Genomic DNA, 14,730 nt, shown 5'->3' on the forward strand with positions numbered 1-14,730 from the left:
TCAGCGCTCCCGCTGCGCGCGCAGCCGGTCGGTCAGCCAGGCGCGGCATTCGGCCAGCAGCTGCTCGCGCAGCCGCTGCAGGTCGCGAGGCGTCATCGCGGGCGCCGGCGGCGCCGGCGCGGGCGTCACCTGCGAACGGATCAGCAGTTGTCGGATTTCGATGCTCATGGTTCCCGATCCTGGGCGTTTCCTGGGGCGTTTCCTTGGGCGTCGAGCCCTGGCTCACATCAACCGGCTGGAGCCGGCGTAGGCCAGCTCGATGCGCTCGATGGCGACCTCGTTGCGGGTGGCCTGGAAGGCCTCCACCGACCACTTCACCGGATACGCGTTCTGCACCGACCACACCCGCAACGGGCCGCCCTGTTCGTCGAGCAGGAAGACGTGCAGCTGCTTGGGGAAGATGGGCTGCGCCAGTCCGCCTTCCAGCACCGACTGGCACCACAGGAGCAGCCGCGACTCCATCGTCGCGATGCCGCGCGAGAGCACCAGCTTCGGATGCTTCACCGCCTTGGGCAGCTGATGCACGAAGGCGTTCTGACCGCCCTCGACCACGCTTTCCGTCTCCATCTCCGGCCCCAGGCCGGTGACTTCGCGGAAGGCGCCGTCCGCGTCCTTCGCATTGGCTCCGAAGGTCACCGCGAAATGGAAGGCCGGGGGCGGGTAGAGCGCCTCGGCCTGCTTTCCCTGCGGGCCCTGCGAGGGCGGCGCCCCCGTCGCGCCGGCCGGTCGCGGGGCCGGCGCCCGGGTCACCCGGGCGGACGGTCGCGCCGCGGGCGGCAGCGGCGGGGCGGGCGGGACCGCCATCAGGCGTTGGCGATGACGAGGCCTTCGTGCGCGATCACGATGGTCTCGATCGCCACCTCGTTGCCGGTGGACTTCAGGTCGGTGCTGGTGATCTTGGTCGGCCAGGCGTTGGTCAGGGTCCAGACCATCGTCGGCTTGCCGGCCTCGTCCAGGAGACTGATGGTCACCGGCTTGCGCTTGATGGTGTTCATCTTGATCTCGTTGAACCAGTCCCAGAACTTGTTGTCGCCCTTGAAGACGCCCTTCTTCATCGTGACGTCGCTGTACTTCTTCATGCCCGGCATCTTGAGCACCGAGAACGCGGGGCTGTCCCCGTGCCGGTACTCGATGGGCTGCGCTTCCACGTCCAGTCCGGAGACCTCCTGGAAGGACATCACCGCCGAGTCCCACTTCACTTCGAAGCGGAACTTGGGAAGGGGCCATACCGTGGCCGATTGCGCTGATCCGTCGTCTGCCATTGCCTGCCTCCGCGAGGGTTATGAGGTCGAAAGTTGGAGTTGCGGGTTTCGTGTCGCGTGTTGCGTGTTGCGTGTTGCGTGTTGCGGGTCGGAACCTCGACGCTCACGACTTCTGCATCTGCTGCTGGAAGGTGATCTCGATGAATTCGGCCGGGCGGCTGATGGCGACCAGGACGGTCACGCGCAGGATGCCTTCGAGGATGTCCTCGGGCGTCATCGTCTCGCCCAGGCCGACGTGCACGCTGAAGGCGTCGTCGGGGACCGCGCCGGCCAGGCCGCCGCGCTTCCAGATCCCGGTGAGGAAGCTGGAGATCATGCTCTTGATGGTCACCCAGGTATTGGCCACGTTGGGCTCGAACACCATCGCCTTGGACGCGAGCCGGCAGGACTCCTCCAGCATGATCATCGTGCGGCGCACGTTGATGTAGCGCCAGTCCAGGCTGTTGCCGTCCAGCGTCCGCGCGCCCCAGACGAGCACGCCTTCGCCGATGAAGGACCGGATCGCGTTGATCGACTTGCCCTGCGTGGTGACGTTGAGGTCTTCCTGGTCCTCGTGCGAGATCGTGACCTCGGGCGAGACCACGCCGTTGAGGCTGACGTTGGCGGGCGCCTTCCAGACGCCGCGGCTGTTGTCGACCATGGTGTAGACGCCCGCCATCGCGGCCGAGGGCGGCAGCAGGTTGAGCCGGTTGCGCGCCTCGGTCATGACGGTGTTGTAGAGCGGGCTCATCGAGACCAGGCTCTTGTGCAGCAGCGACTTGTGCGTCTCCACCGCGACGGCGAGCGCGGCGGGCGTCAGCGCCTTCTGCTTCTCGAGGTCGGACTTGGTGGAGGTGTTGACCAGGTCGGTCACGTACTTGGTCCAGTCGTCGTCGGTCTTGACGATGTCGGCCACGGCCTGCGTCTGCTGCGCGGTGCGCGGCGGCATGGCGGGGTCGACGGCGTCGGGCAGCGACAGCTCCTTGCGCAGCAGCTGGGCCAGCAGCGCGGGGTTGGCGATGCGGGTGTAGTCCAGGTCCTTGTCCTGCACCACGGTCGTGTTGACCCACGGGTAATAGGCCGCGGCGAAGTCCAGGAAGTTGACGCCCAGGTCGTTGCGGAAGCCCTCGATCGGATCGCCGCCCGGGTCCTTGCGGTCCAGGTAGCCGTTCCAGACGTCCAGGATGGCGATGCGGTTGCGCATGCGGCCGCCGCAGTGCTGCAGCATGGCCTGCTGGACCGCGACGCAGTCGGCGCGCTTGAGCAGCACCGCGTCGGGGATGACCAGCATGGTCGGCTCCTGCTCCTTGATCAGCGTGTCGATGCCGTCGGTGAGCTTCTGCGCCTCGACCAGGCCGTCGTAGTAACCGACGGAGACGATGTAGCAGGGCCCGCCGCCGTTCTGGAAGAAGTGCACCATGCCGTGGTACAGCAGGAATCGCCCGCCGTCGGCGCCGTCGGCCTGCGTCAGCGCGTAGTCCTTGTCGTCGCCGCGGAAGTCCGAGCGCGTGTTGGCCGGCGCCTCGGCGATGGTCAGGTGGGGATCGGGACCGTGGCCGAAGTAGGTGTGGTACTCCGCCATCGAACTGATGCGCCAGGGCTTGTTCAGCAGCGACTTGCCGCCGTTCTCGGCCCGGCGGGTGTAGCCGACGAAGGCGGGCACCGCGGTGGCCACCTCGACGACCGAGTTCGGAAACGCATTCTTCTCGACGATATAGACACCGGGTGTCTTCATAGCCATGGCGGCCTCCTCTGCGGGTTAGCGATGCACGTGAATCTCGGAGACGAGCGCCGGTTGGCCGGCGATCGTTTCCCGGGCGAGCCGTTGCGCCGCCGCCGAGGGCAGGCGGCGGATCAGCACCTTGTCGTGGGTCCTGGGGGTCCCGTGGGTTGCGCTGGCGCTGCCGTCGCCGGCCGCGCCGTCGGGACGGCTGCGCAGCTGGAACCGGTGCGCCGGGCGCTGCGCCAGCGGCACCAGGCCGCGCGAGCGGATCGCCAGCATGGGCGTGCCGTCGTCCAGGCGTTCCGGTACGGGCGCGGTGAAACCGGTCTCGCCGGCCAGGTCGACGACGGCGAGCGCGGGCTCGGTCCAGTCGCCCAGCAGGCAGTACTTCCAGACCGTGGCGCGCGGCGCCAGCGGCCAGCGGTAGCGCACCGGCCAGCCGGCCGGATCGCGCGACGGGCCATGCGCGGGCAGGCGCGACAGCGGCAGGCTCAGCAGCGCGAAGGGGATCACGCGACGGTCGTGCGGCGTCAGCAGCGGGGTGAGTTCGGATGCGTCGAGCGCCTTCGGTCGGGCCTCGAGCGTGCCGATCGCATCGACCGTGCTGTCCGCATGGTCGGCATCGACCGCATGGCCCGCGGGGGGCGGCTCCACCCACAGCAGCTCGCGCGGGCGGTCGGCGGCGTCTTCGGTGCCGCAGGCGAAATCGTCGTCGGTGGCGAAGACGGCCCAGCTCAGCGCGGCGCCTTCCTCGAAAGTGCCGGAGAGGTCCTCGGCGTCGGCGCGCAGGCGATCGATCGCCTCGGCCGGGCCGTGGACCCGCAGCGAGCCGCCGTCGGCGCGCACCAGCGCGTCGGCGCGACGCAGCCGCTCGGCGGTGGTGCCGGCCGGGACGAAGCGCAGGCCGCGGCAGCGGCCGTCGGCGTAGTAGCCGTGGGCGACGTCCACCTGGAGCAGCGGGTGATAGGGTCCCATGTCGTGCTCCCGCCGTTCAGCCGTGGACGCCGACGGCCGGCGTGCGCACCGACGGCAGTTGCGCGTCGGGCTTGCGGGCGTCGATGGAGAGCAGGCGCACGCGGTAGAGCACCGACGGCACGTAGCGGCCGCCGAGAACCCCCCACAGCGTGGCCAGGTCGTGCAGGCCCAGCGGCTCGATGTTGAGCGTCAGCTTGTCGATGCGCGGATCCAGCCCGGGGGTGTTCTGCGGGTCGAGCACCGGTGTCGCCTGGAAGCAGGCGATGGCGCTGCCGATCAGCTTGAGCGCCTCCGGATAGGTGCTGCCGCCGTAGTTGGCCGCGATCATCACGAGCAGGTTGAGCTGGACCGGCGGGGCGACGCGGGCCAGGCGCTCGCCGCCGCCCAGCGTGGGGGAGGGCATGCCGGGGACGGCGTCGCGCTCCAGGTTGACCAGGAAGGCGCAGAGCCGGTGCGCGGCGCCGGCGGCCGGCGCCCCGTCGGCCTCGTGCAGGGCGGTCACGGCGACGAGGTCCTCCGCCGACTGGTGCGAGCGGCGCAGCACGGCGTTGAGGTGGCCGGCGATGTGGAGGAGGGCGGCATCGATCATGGGTTGAACGATAGGAGCGCGAGCCGCGGCGTCCCATCCGACGGATGCCGATGTCGGGCGCCAGGAATGCGGAGATTCGACTCGTCGCGCCCCGGTGGGCGGCGCGCGGCTCCGGCGCCAGCCCGCGCGGTCCCCTGTCAAGCTGTCAACCCTTGCGGGGTGGAGATGCACACGCGCGAGGCCGTCGCTCCTAGACTCCGCGCCATCACGGCCCGAAGAGGCCGGTGCAGGAGGTGAGAGATGGATCCGAGCATCGAGGAGGGGCCGCCGCCCGCGACGACCGTGCGCGGGACGAAGGCCGGCGAGCCGCTGAGCTTCCTGCTCGGCGACTGGATCGTGGACGTGCCGACGCGTCGGCTGAGACGATCGCAGCGGGATGACGAGACCGTGACACTGGAGCCGCGCCCGATGGCGGTGCTGGTGGCGCTGTGCCGCCATCCCGGCGAGGTCGTGTCCGCCGAGGCGCTGCTGCAGGACTGCTGGCCGGAGGCCACGGCGCTGGGGGACAACCCGGTGCACAAGGTCGTGGCCGGGCTGCGGCGCGCGCTGGGCGACAGCGCCACCACGCCGCGATACCTGGAGACCATCCGCAAGCAGGGCTACCGGCTGGTGGCGAGCCTCGGCGTGCTGTCGGCGGAAGGGCCGCGCAGCCATGCCGGCGGCTGGCGGGGGCTGTCGCCGTTCCGCGGCCTGGAGCCTTTCGACGCGGCACACGCGAGCGTGTTCTTCGGCCGCGACGACGCCGTCGCCGCGCTGCACGCGCGCCTGACGCGGCAGTGGCGGCTGGGCCACCCGCTGGTGGTGCTGCTGGGGCCGAGCGGGTCGGGCAAGACCTCGCTGGTGCAGGCCGGGCTGATGCCGGCGTTGATGCGGCCGCCCATGTCGGGGCCGGCGCCGGACAACGACCCGGGCGCGGCGTTGCTGCGCGTCGGCGCCGCGGCGCTGGTGGACCTCGGCGCGCTGGGCGGGCTGGATGCCTGGGCCGGTGTCGCGGGGGCGATGCTGGACTGGGAGTGCCAGGGCGTGCCCCTGCTGTCCGGCTACAGCATCGACACCCTGGCCGCGGACCTGCGCGAGTCACCGGGCGAGGTGCTGCGGCAGCTCTCGATCGGGCTGGACGCGACGCGCGCCCTGCGCACTTCAGGTACTTCAGGCGCTTCACGCGGCGAGGGCGGCATGGGCGGCGGCGGGCAGGCGCCGCCGCTGCTGGTGCTGGACCGGCTCGAGGCGCTTTTCCAGGTCCAGGACGACGAGGGTCAACTCGGCGCGTGGTTCGCCATGCTCGACCGGCTGGTAGGCAGCGCGCGGCTGGTGGTGCTGGCGATCTGCCGCAACGACTTCTACGCCGCGCTGGCGCGCTGGCCGGCGCTGATGCGCGGCAAGGAGGAGGGCGCCCACCTGGACCTGGCCCCGCCCGACGCGCGCGCGATCGCGCAGATGATCCGCCTGCCCGCGCGGGCCGCGGGGCTGAGCTATGGCGCCGACGAGAGCGGCCTCAACCGCCTGGACGACCGGCTGTGCATCGATGCGATGCAGGCGGCGGACGCGCTGCCCCTGCTGCAGTACACCTTGCAGCAGCTCTACCTGCACCGCGGGCCGGGCGAAGTGCTGTCGTGGTCGGCCTACGAGGAGCTCGGCGGCCTGGAGGGCGCGATCGGGCGCCGCGCGGAAGCGCTGCTCAGCGAATTGCCGGTGGCACAGCAGGAAGCGTTGCCGCGGCTGCTGCCCCGGCTCGTGATGCTGAGCGGCGAGGAAGCGTCGCCGACCAGCCGATGGATCGCGGCGTCGGCGTTGACCGATCCTCAGGAACAGGCGCTGGTGCGCACCTTCGTCGACGCACGACTGCTGGTGGCGGATCTGGCGGGCGGCGTCAATGGCTACCGCGTCGCGCACGAGGCACTGCTGCGGCGCTGGCCGCGCGTGACGGCGTGGGTGGCGCAGCATCGGGCGTCGCTGGCGGCGCGCGACGAACTGCGGCCCTGGGTGGCGCGATGGATCGAGGCGGACCGGGCGGGCCCGCTGCTGATGCCGCGCGGCTCGACGCTATGGACGGCGGCGCGCGCGCTCGCGGAGGCGCCGCAGCTGTTCGGCGAGCAGGAGCGGGCGTTCATCGAGCGCTCGCAACGGCGCCTGCGCCGCCAGCGCTGGGGCCTGGGCGCGGCGAGCGTCGGCGCTTTCCTGCTGGCGGGTTTCGCCGGTGTCGCGGCGCTCGGCTACGCGCGGCAGGCCGATGTCGCCGCTGAGCGGCAACGGCAAAGCCGGCAACTGGCGTCGTTCATGCTGGGGGAACTCGCCGACAAGCTGCGGCCGATGGGACAGCTCGACGTGCTCAGCCGCATCGGCGAGCAGGGCCTGAAGCTGCTCGCGCCGGCGGAGGGCGGCAAGGAGACCCCCGCCGACGCGCTGCAGCGGGCGCGGGCGCTGGTGGTCATCGGCGAGGTCAACAGCAGCCGCGGGCAGGGGCGGACCGACATCGCCGCCGACGCGCTGCACGCGGCGTTGAACCTGCTGCTGCCGCTGGATCGCGCGGCGCAGCAGGATCCGGCCGCGTATTACAAGACGCTGGGGGCGGCGTCGTTCTGGTTGGGCCAGATGGCCTTCGACGCCGGCGACCTGGACGCGGCCGCGCGCGAGATGGCGCGCTACCGCGAGGCTTCCGAGACCTGGGGCCAGGTTTTGCCTGAGGACGTCGACGCCCGGGCCGAGCTCGGATTCGCGGTGAACAGCCTGGGCTCCATCGCGTTCCGGCGCGCGGCCTGGGACGAGGCCCAGCGCTGGTTCGAGCAGGCCCTCGCGTTGAAGTTGGCGGCGCTGGCGCGCAAGCCGGGCGACGCCGATGCGCAGGAGGCGGTCGCCAGCTCGCGCGTCTGGCTGGGGCGGGTGGCGCATATCCGCGGCCAGCCGGTGCAGGCGCTGACGCTGTTCGATGTCGCCCGTCAGCCGCTGGCCGAGCTGGCGGCGCGCACGCCGGATGCGCTGGTGCGGCAGCGGGATCTCGCGATGGTCGAGCTGCGGCGCGGCGATGCGCTGCGGGCGTCGGGGCGGCTGGGGGAAGCGGTGGCCGTGACGGCCACGGGCGTGGCTCTGCTGCACGACGCGGAGCGTCGCGACACCAGCAACCGGTACTGGTCGACCGATCGGCGCCATGCGCAGGCCAACCTGCTGCTGCTCAAGACCGACGCGGGCATGGACGTGGGCGCGGCGCTGGACGCGCTCCGCGCGGAGGTGCCGTCGCGACCGGAGTCCGATCCCGGACGCGAGCGGTTGCGACGCGAGATCCTGGCGCGGTTGGCGGTGGCCGAGGCGGCGATGGCCGCGCGGGCGGGCGACGTTGCGGCCTTCCATCGGCTGCAGGCCGCGGCCGGCGCGGAGCTGGAGACGCTGCTCGCGTCGTCGCCCAGGCAGTGGCAGAACCTGGAACTCGTCGCCCGTCTGGGCCTGATCGCGCTGGCGATGCCGAGGCCGGACGCGCCGGCCTCGCAGGGCGCCGCCGGTGCTCGCGCGACGTGCGAGCGTCTGCGCGACACGCTGGCGCCGGCGGTGACGGCGGGTCAGGCCGGGCTCGCGCTCGAGGCCTGGCTGGCCGCCCGGCGCTGCACGAAACAGGACGCCGACGACGCCGCGGCGGCGGCGCGTCTGCGGTCCGGCGGCTATGCGCCGGGTCTCTTCGATTTCTCCTCCACACCCTCGACCAGAAGGAAGCAGTCCTCATGAGTTCGCTTGCCAACACCGGCACTGCCGCCAATTCCGATACCGAGTCCGATCGCAGTGCGGCCTCCGCCGAACTGCCTCCCGCGCCGCCCCTGCAGCCGGCGCAGTACTACGTCGTGCCCTGGGCGTTGACCAAGAGCGGGGGAGAGCCGATCTCCCTGAAGTGCCTCTACTTCGATGAGAGCGGCAGGATGGTCGACTCGCAGCCGATGGCCTCGCCGAATGCGTTCTTCCGCTTCACGCAAGGCGGACCGGACACGGTCCCCGCATTGCCCATGCCGCCCGATCCGGTGGATGTGAGTCTCTTCTCCGCAGTGGCCAAGACGCTGACGACCTCGTGCCAGCTCAACAACAGCTTCCTGGCGACGGAACGCGACGGTGCGACTTCGGTCGTGCTGCCCGTGGCGCCGGCGTCCACGCGCGGGGTGATCCTCGTGTTCCGCTATCCGGCCTCCGGCGACGTCCGCGGACTGGTGGCCACGTCCGATCCCGAGATCAAAAACAGCAGCGACACGTCTGACCGTCGGGTCTGACAGGAGATCCGTGCCATGACTGAATTCGCAACGAGCGGCGAGACAGGGGAGGCGACGAACGTCGCGAACGCCACCCACGCGATGCGCGCCGCAGTCGCCGCGACGCCGGGCTTGACGCAGTTCTACGTGGTCCCCTGGGCCCTGCGGACGGTGCGTGACGGCGGCGTGGAGACGACGCTGGTGGAGTGCCGTTACTTCGACGAGCGCTGGGACCGGGTGGATCGTCCGCCCCTGAGCGGCGATCATGGGTTCTTCCGACTGACGCAATGCGCCGTGCCGAAGCGCGGCGAGCAGCCGCCGGCGGCGCTGGACCTGACGCTGATGTCGGCGGTGGCGAAGACGCGGAAGTCCCCCAAGTCGATGAAGGCGACGACACCGCTGCATGCCCTGGGCAACCTGAACAACAGCTTCATCGCCTCAGGGTCGCCGCGCGCCACCTCCCTGATCGTGCCGGTGCTGCCGGACACGGCGCGCGACATCGTGCTGGTGTTCCGCTCGCCGGCGAGCGGCGACAGGGTGGATTTCCTGGGCGCCACGGCGGGAACGGCGACATAAGTCGGGGAAGATGCGCGGCCGGGGTCAGGACATGCCGGTCGCCGGGACGTGGGCGGCCGCCATCTGGATGAGCCGCTCCTCCACCGCGGTCGCGGCGCCTTTGAGCATGCGCACCTGGGCATCGTCGAAATCGGCGCGCGGCCGATGGTCGAGGACGCATAACGAGCCGAGGCACACGCCGCGCAGGTAGATCGGTGCGCCGGCGTAGAACCGGATGTGGGGCGCGTCCACCACCAGCGGATTGCCGGCGAAGCGTTCATCTTCGCGCGCGTCGAGCACCACCATCGGTTCCGGCCACCACAGCACATGGGCGCAGAAAGAGCAGCTGCGCGCGGTCTCGCGCACGGCCAGCCCGGTGATCGCCTTGAAGAACTGGCGCTCGCGGTCGATGAAGGAGACCGCGCTGATCGGCGCCTGGAAGGCCCTCGCCACGGTGATCGCGAGTGCGTCGAGGAAGGGATCGTGCGAGTCGGAGAGCAGCCCGAACCGGGCGAGTGTGCTCAGCCGCCAGGCCTCGTCCTCGGGGTAGGGCGCGCAGATCATGGCGTGTCTTCTGCGGGAACGTGGACCCGCAGGTCGCCGCACAGGATGGCCGTGCGGCCTTCGAGTTCGAAGGCGATGGAGCCGGTCAGGCACATCCAGCCGCCCTGCAGCGTGAGGTACGGCCGGGTGAGCTGGACCGACCCGGGGAAGGTCACCGCGCGGCGGAAGTACTGGCGCCGCGACCAGCGGGCGCCGGCGCAGTTGTGCAGCGGCTCGAACTGCTCGGCCCGTTGCAGCTTTGCCCGGGCCGCGTCGTCCCGGAACGCGATGTCGGCCAGTTGCCGCCCCTGGTCGTCGAGCAGGTAGCACATGGTCGCGTTGGGCGCAGACAGGAAGTCCGCGCAGGCCTCGTCCATCGGCCGCCCCGCAGCCAGGGCGATGCTGGCCAGGCGGAGGCGGTCGCAATGCAGGGCCATGGACTCGCGCCAGCGGTCGTCCTTGCGGGACTGCGCCTCGTCGAAGCTGCTCCACGCGGCGTCCAGCGCCGCGCTCCCGTCCTCCGGCGCGAGCGTCGCCACCTGGGGTCGGCCGAAGTAGTACCCCTGGACGAAGTCGGCGTCGCAGGTGAGGGCGATGTGTGCCCCCTGCAGCGTCTCGATGCCTTCCACGAGGACCAGCGCACCGCACTCCTGGAGCAGCGACACCATGCGCTGGAGGATGCGCAGCGCCTTCGGGTCCCGCTTGGCCCGCATGAGGACGCGCCGGTCCAGCTTGACCAGGTGCGGGTCGAGGTCGAAGACACGCTCGAAGTTCGAATGGCCGGCGCCGAAATCGTCGAGGGCGATCAGGCAGCCCTTGGCGCGCAGCCGCTGCAGCGCGGGATAGACGCGCTCGTCCTCGAAGAGCGGGGATTCCAGGACCTCGATCACGACGCGCGACGGACGGATGCCGCTGGTGTCGATCGCGCGCTCGATCTCATGCAGCGCGCCGGTGGATTCCAGCAGGGTCGCCGGATGGAGATTCAGCAGCAGCCACTCCGGCGCGTCGTGCTTGCCCATGGCCACGTAAGCCTGGAGGTGCTGCCGGACGGCGCGCACGTCGAGGTCCGCGCGGGCCTGGTGCGTCGGCAAGCCGTCGAAGAGCAGGTTGGGCGCGATGGGTCGACCCTCGCCGTCGCGGGCCCGCAGCAGCGCCTCATGCCCGACCAGACGGCCATGGGTCAGGCTGAAGACCGGTTGGAACGCCGTGGCGAGTTCGCAGGTCGCCGACCCTTCGAGGATGGGGTTCATCGCGACGATGGATTGGCAGCTTTCATGCCTGCATCATCGGAGGGATCAGGGTTTTCCGGGAGAGGACGCGCACTCAAGGGCGTGTCCGCAATCGACCTACAGCGGCATCGCGTCCTACGCACGACCGCGCCGCAGGCTGACGTCGCCGGCGAGTGTCCCCTCCTAGGCTAGCTTCATGGGATTCCACCGACTGCTCGGGCGTCTCGCGATGACGCCATTCTCCAAGGCCTTGCCCGCGATGGGCGACACCGAACGTGCGGCGCTCGAAGCCGGCACCGTCGGTTTCGAAGGCCAGCTCTTCGCCGGCCGGCCCGACTTCGACGCACTGATCGCGCGGGGCCCGAATCGCCTCACCGACGAAGAGCGTCGCTTCCTCGACAACGAGGTGACCACGCTCATCGGCATGCTCGACGACCACGCCATCGACGAGGCCGGCGATCTGCCGCGCGACGTGTGGGCCTACCTGCGAGAGCACCGCTTCTTCGGGATGATCATTCCGAAAGAGTACGGCGGGCTGGGCTTCGGCCATTACGCGCACGCCGAGGTCGTGACCCGCATCGCCACCGTCAACACCGCCTGCGCGGTGACGGTGATGGTGCCCAATTCCCTCGGCCCCGCCGAGCTGCTGCTGCGCTACGGCACGCCGGCACAGCAACAGCATTACCTGCCGCGTCTGGCCGACGGCCGCGAGCTGCCTTGCTTCGGCCTGACGTCGCCGCATGCGGGATCGGACGCCGCCGCCATTCCCGATCGCGGCGTGCTCACCGAGCGCATCATCGACGGCAAGACCGTGCGCGGCTTCAGCGTTCGATTCGACAAGCGCTACATCACGCTGGCGCCGGTGGCCAGCGTGGTGGGGCTTGCCTTCCAGGCGATCGATCCCACGCGACGGGAGGGCGAGCAGGAGCTCGGTATCACCTGCGCGCTGCTTCCCGTGCCCACGCCCGGCATGGAGATCGGGCATCGCCACCATCCGATGGACTCGGCGTTCATGAACGGACCGATCCGCGGCCAAGACGTCTTCGTGCCGATGGACTGGGTGATCGGCGGCGAGGAGCGGGTGGGGCAGGGGTGGCGCATGCTGATGGAATGCCTGGCGGCGGGCCGCGCGATCTCGCTGCCCGCGCTGGGCGCGGCGATGCAGCAGACGGCGCTGTTCGTGGTCAACGGCTACGGCCAGGTGCGCGAGCAGTTCGGCCTGCCCATCGGACGATTCCACGCCATTGCGGGCATCACCGCGCAGATGGCGGCGCGGCTCTATGCGACCGATGCCGCGCGGCGTTACACGGCAGCCGCGCTGGACGCCGGCGAACAGCCCAGCGTCGCCAGCGCGATCCTCAAGGTGCAGCTTACCGAAGCCGGCCGCCGCGCGGTCAATGAGGGCATGGACGTGCTGGGCGGCAAGGGGATCATCTCCGGCCCGCGCAACCTGCTCGGCGTGGCCTATCGCCATGCGCCGATCGCCATCACGGTGGAGGGCGCGAATCTCCTGTCGCGCGCGCTGATCATCTTCGGGCAGGGCGCGACGCGCTGCCATCCGTTCGTGCTGGAGGAGATGTCGGCCGTGCACGCGAACGATCCGGAACGACTGGGCCGCGCGCTGTCGGGCCATGTCGGCCATGTGATGCGCAACCTCTGGCGCAGCCTGGCGCACGCGCCGGTGGTCGGGCAGGTGCCGGACGACCTGCGCGCCGAGGCGAAACTCATCGCGTCGCTGTCCGCCCGATATGCGCTCACGGCCGACCTGGCCATGGGACTGCTCGGCGGCAAGCTCAAGCGCATGGAGCTGTTGTCGGCGCGACTGGGCGATGTGCTCGCTGCGCTGTACCTCGCCGCCGCCTGCGTGTGGCGTTACCAGATGGAAAAGGATCCGGCGATGCGCCCGGTGGCGCGCGCGGCGATCCGTCTTCAGCTGCACGAGGCCGCAACGCTGCTGCACGATCTCTACGCCAATCTGCCGTCGCGCTTCCTGCGCGTGATGGCGCCGATACTCCTGCACGGCACCGGACATCTCGCGCCGTTGCGGGATAAGGAATCCATCGCGCTGGCCGATGCGCTGCGCACGCAGCCGGAACTGGTACGCCGGCTCTGCCCCGACGTTTCGCGGCCGAAGCGCGGCGGCCTGCTGGACCTGATGGGCGCGCTCGAAGCGGCCCGGGCGCTGGGCGATGAAGTGCCTGCGCTCAACAAGGCGCTCCGCCGTTCCGGATCGCTGGAGGAAGTCGCGCGAGGTGCTCGCGACCCTGAGGCCGCGCTGACCTACCTGCGAGCTGCGGAGCAGGTCATCGCGGTCGACGAGGATCAGGGCGCCAGCGATACCTTCAGCCCTTTTTCCCGCTCCCTGGCTCGGCCGTCTTCCGATGCTGCTCCGCGAGCGGCTCAGCTGGCGTGAGGTTGGCCAGCCCGGCCTGGATCGTGTGCTGTCAGCCCCAAAGGCCTCGTCCCGTCGTCCGCATGTGCATCAATCGGCGAAGGGCGTGAGCACCACCTTGCGGCAGTCCTCTTCCTTCTGGTTGAAGACCTCATAGCCCCGCACAGCCTGAGCGCCGCCTCCTTGCGCTGCTCCGACTCTGCGGCAGTGCAGTCGGCGGGCACGGCGACGCGATAGCCGCGGACATAGGCATCCATCGCGGAGCATTTGATGAAGTCCACCAGCAGCACCCTGCGCGAGCGCGGCATGCCCGTGCCGCTGGCCGTCTCGCCGTCGATCGCGCGCGAGTGTTTGCGTGAAGGCGTCATGATCAGCGACCCCTCATGGGTCGCCTCGTCCGCCCGATGCGCCGTAGACCTGGCCGGTGGCGTAGCTGGACTCCGACGACGCGAGCAGGACGTACACCGCCGCGAGTTCCGCGGGCTGGCCCGCCCGCCCCATCGGGGTGTCGACGCCGAACTTCTGCAGCTTTTCCTGCGTCTGGCCGCCGCACACCTGCAGCGGCGTCCAGAAGGGGCCCGGGGTGACCGCGTTGACGCGGATGCCTTGTTTGGCCAGCTGCTTGGCGAGCCCTTTGGTGAAGATCAGGATCGCGCCTTTGGTGGTCGCGTAGTCGAGCAGGTTTTCTCCCGGGTCGTAGGAGTTGACGGACGCCGTGTTGATGATGGACGCGCCGGCCTTCAGATGCGGGATCGCGGCCTTGCACAGCCAGAACGGCGCATAGATGTTGGTCTTGAAAGTCCAGTCGAACTGCTCGGTGCTGATGTCCAGGATGGACTCGTGGCTCTGCTGCCGGGCCGCGTTGTTGACGAGGATGTCCAGGCCGCCGAGCTCGCGCACGGCGTCCGTCACGAGCTTCTGGCAGAACGCCTCCTCGCGCAGGTCACCCGGCAGCGCGATGCCCTGACGTCCGGTCTCGCGGATCAGCTCGATCACCTCGCGGGCATCGGGCTCCTCGTCGGGCAGGTAGTTGATCGCGACGTCGGCGCCTTCGCGGGCGAAGGCGATCGCGGCCGCGCGGCCGATGCCGCTGTCGCCGCCGGTGATCAGCGCGCGGCGGCCGGCGAGGCGGCCGTGCCCCACATAGGTCTTCTCGCCGTGATCGGGCGGCGGGATCATGTCGCGCGCCAGACCGGGCCAGGGCTGCGACTGCTTCTGGAACGCGATCGTCCCGGACTTCTCGTCGTCGGATGAGCTCAT

The 14,730-nt window shown here is 70.5% G+C and carries 13 protein-coding genes; 4 read left to right on the top strand and 9 right to left on the bottom strand.

Going from position 1 to position 14,730, the window contains the following annotated elements; genetic code table 11:
- The 6 genes from PV762_RS06105 to PV762_RS06130 all read right to left on the bottom strand — a co-directional run bounded on the left by PV762_RS06105 (position 1) and on the right by PV762_RS06130 (position 4,528).
- Positions 1-168 (bottom strand): DUF5908 family protein, encoded by a 168-nt coding sequence (locus tag PV762_RS06105; protein ID WP_421034137.1) that lies wholly within the window; start codon positions 166-168, stop codon positions 1-3.
- A 54-nt stretch (positions 169-222) separates the two neighbouring features.
- Positions 223-804: a phage tail protein gene (locus PV762_RS06110; RefSeq protein ID WP_421034138.1), complete on the bottom strand. Its 582-nt coding sequence runs from the start codon at positions 802-804 to the stop codon at positions 223-225.
- Complete coding sequence (locus tag PV762_RS06115) at positions 804-1,262, bottom strand: phage tail protein (protein ID WP_067270800.1); 459 nt, start codon at positions 1,260-1,262, stop codon at positions 804-806. Before PV762_RS06115 ends, PV762_RS06110 begins: the two co-directional genes overlap by 1 nt.
- A 103-nt stretch (positions 1,263-1,365) precedes the next feature.
- The gene (locus PV762_RS06120; protein ID WP_421034139.1) at positions 1,366-2,982 is read right to left on the bottom strand and encodes a phage tail sheath family protein; all 1,617 of its coding nucleotides are present in this window, start codon (positions 2,980-2,982) and stop codon (positions 1,366-1,368) included.
- A gap of 18 nt (positions 2,983-3,000) precedes the next feature.
- The gene (locus PV762_RS06125; protein WP_421034140.1) at positions 3,001-3,939 is read right to left on the bottom strand and encodes a hypothetical protein; all 939 of its coding nucleotides are present in this window, start codon (positions 3,937-3,939) and stop codon (positions 3,001-3,003) included.
- A 16-nt stretch (positions 3,940-3,955) separates the two neighbouring features.
- Positions 3,956-4,528, bottom strand: coding sequence for a DUF4255 domain-containing protein (locus PV762_RS06130; protein ID WP_421034141.1), 573 nt, complete (start codon positions 4,526-4,528; stop codon positions 3,956-3,958).
- Between the two features lie 240 nt (positions 4,529-4,768).
- Between PV762_RS06130 and PV762_RS06135 the strand changes: the two genes are divergently transcribed.
- Genes PV762_RS06135 through PV762_RS06145 form a run of 3 tightly spaced genes read left to right on the top strand, consistent with a single transcriptional unit; the run spans position 4,769 to position 9,327 of the window.
- Positions 4,769-8,242 carry a winged helix-turn-helix domain-containing protein gene (locus PV762_RS06135; protein ID WP_421034142.1) on the top strand — a complete coding sequence of 1,158 codons (3,474 nt, stop codon included), beginning with the start codon at positions 4,769-4,771 and terminating at the stop codon, positions 8,240-8,242.
- Entirely contained in the window at positions 8,239-8,772 is a 534-nt protein-coding gene (locus tag PV762_RS06140) for a hypothetical protein (RefSeq protein ID WP_421034143.1), read from the top strand. Before PV762_RS06135 ends, PV762_RS06140 begins: the two co-directional genes overlap by 4 nt.
- Positions 8,773-8,787: 15 nt before the next feature.
- Positions 8,788-9,327 (top strand): hypothetical protein, encoded by a 540-nt coding sequence (locus tag PV762_RS06145; protein WP_421034144.1) that lies wholly within the window; start codon positions 8,788-8,790, stop codon positions 9,325-9,327.
- Positions 9,328-9,351: 24 nt separating this feature from the next.
- Here PV762_RS06145 and PV762_RS06150 read toward each other — a convergent pair whose 3' ends face one another.
- Positions 9,352-9,870, bottom strand: coding sequence for a GAF domain-containing protein (locus tag PV762_RS06150; protein ID WP_421034145.1), 519 nt, complete (start codon positions 9,868-9,870; stop codon positions 9,352-9,354).
- Positions 9,867-11,099: an EAL domain-containing protein gene (locus tag PV762_RS06155; protein ID WP_421034146.1), complete on the bottom strand. Its 1,233-nt coding sequence runs from the start codon at positions 11,097-11,099 to the stop codon at positions 9,867-9,869. The genes PV762_RS06150 and PV762_RS06155 overlap by 4 nt, the downstream gene beginning before the upstream one ends.
- 175 nt (positions 11,100-11,274) lie before the next feature.
- Between PV762_RS06155 and PV762_RS06160 the strand changes: the two genes are divergently transcribed.
- Complete coding sequence (locus PV762_RS06160; RefSeq protein ID WP_421034147.1) at positions 11,275-13,491, top strand: acyl-CoA dehydrogenase; 2,217 nt, start codon at positions 11,275-11,277, stop codon at positions 13,489-13,491.
- Between the two features lie 360 nt (positions 13,492-13,851).
- Here the strand turns inward: PV762_RS06160 and PV762_RS06165 are convergent, their stop codons facing one another.
- A complete protein-coding gene (locus PV762_RS06165; protein WP_421034148.1) occupies positions 13,852-14,730 on the bottom strand; it encodes an SDR family oxidoreductase in 879 nt (292 codons plus the stop codon).

The sequence above is a fragment of the Mitsuaria sp. CC2 genome, assembly GCF_048957715.1.
In the GTDB taxonomy this organism is placed as follows: domain Bacteria; phylum Pseudomonadota; class Gammaproteobacteria; order Burkholderiales; family Burkholderiaceae_C; genus Roseateles.

Coding starts and splice junctions, on each gene's coding strand:
- PV762_RS06105 (WP_421034137.1), bottom strand. CDS start 168: ATGAGCATCGAAATCCGACAACTGCTGATCCGTTCGCAGGTGACGCCC.
- PV762_RS06110 (WP_421034138.1), bottom strand. CDS start 804: ATGGCGGTCCCGCCCGCCCCGCCGCTGCCGCCCGCGGCGCGACCGTCC.
- PV762_RS06115 (WP_067270800.1), bottom strand. CDS start 1,262: ATGGCAGACGACGGATCAGCGCAATCGGCCACGGTATGGCCCCTTCCC.
- PV762_RS06120 (WP_421034139.1), bottom strand. CDS start 2,982: ATGGCTATGAAGACACCCGGTGTCTATATCGTCGAGAAGAATGCGTTT.
- PV762_RS06125 (WP_421034140.1), bottom strand. CDS start 3,939: ATGGGACCCTATCACCCGCTGCTCCAGGTGGACGTCGCCCACGGCTAC.
- PV762_RS06130 (WP_421034141.1), bottom strand. CDS start 4,528: ATGATCGATGCCGCCCTCCTCCACATCGCCGGCCACCTCAACGCCGTG.
- PV762_RS06135 (WP_421034142.1), top strand. CDS start 4,769: ATGGATCCGAGCATCGAGGAGGGGCCGCCGCCCGCGACGACCGTGCGC.
- PV762_RS06140 (WP_421034143.1), top strand. CDS start 8,239: ATGAGTTCGCTTGCCAACACCGGCACTGCCGCCAATTCCGATACCGAG.
- PV762_RS06145 (WP_421034144.1), top strand. CDS start 8,788: ATGACTGAATTCGCAACGAGCGGCGAGACAGGGGAGGCGACGAACGTC.
- PV762_RS06150 (WP_421034145.1), bottom strand. CDS start 9,870: ATGATCTGCGCGCCCTACCCCGAGGACGAGGCCTGGCGGCTGAGCACA.
- PV762_RS06155 (WP_421034146.1), bottom strand. CDS start 11,099: ATGAACCCCATCCTCGAAGGGTCGGCGACCTGCGAACTCGCCACGGCG.
- PV762_RS06160 (WP_421034147.1), top strand. CDS start 11,275: ATGGGATTCCACCGACTGCTCGGGCGTCTCGCGATGACGCCATTCTCC.
- PV762_RS06165 (WP_421034148.1), bottom strand. CDS start 14,730: ATGAGCTCATCCGACGACGAGAAGTCCGGGACGATCGCGTTCCAGAAG.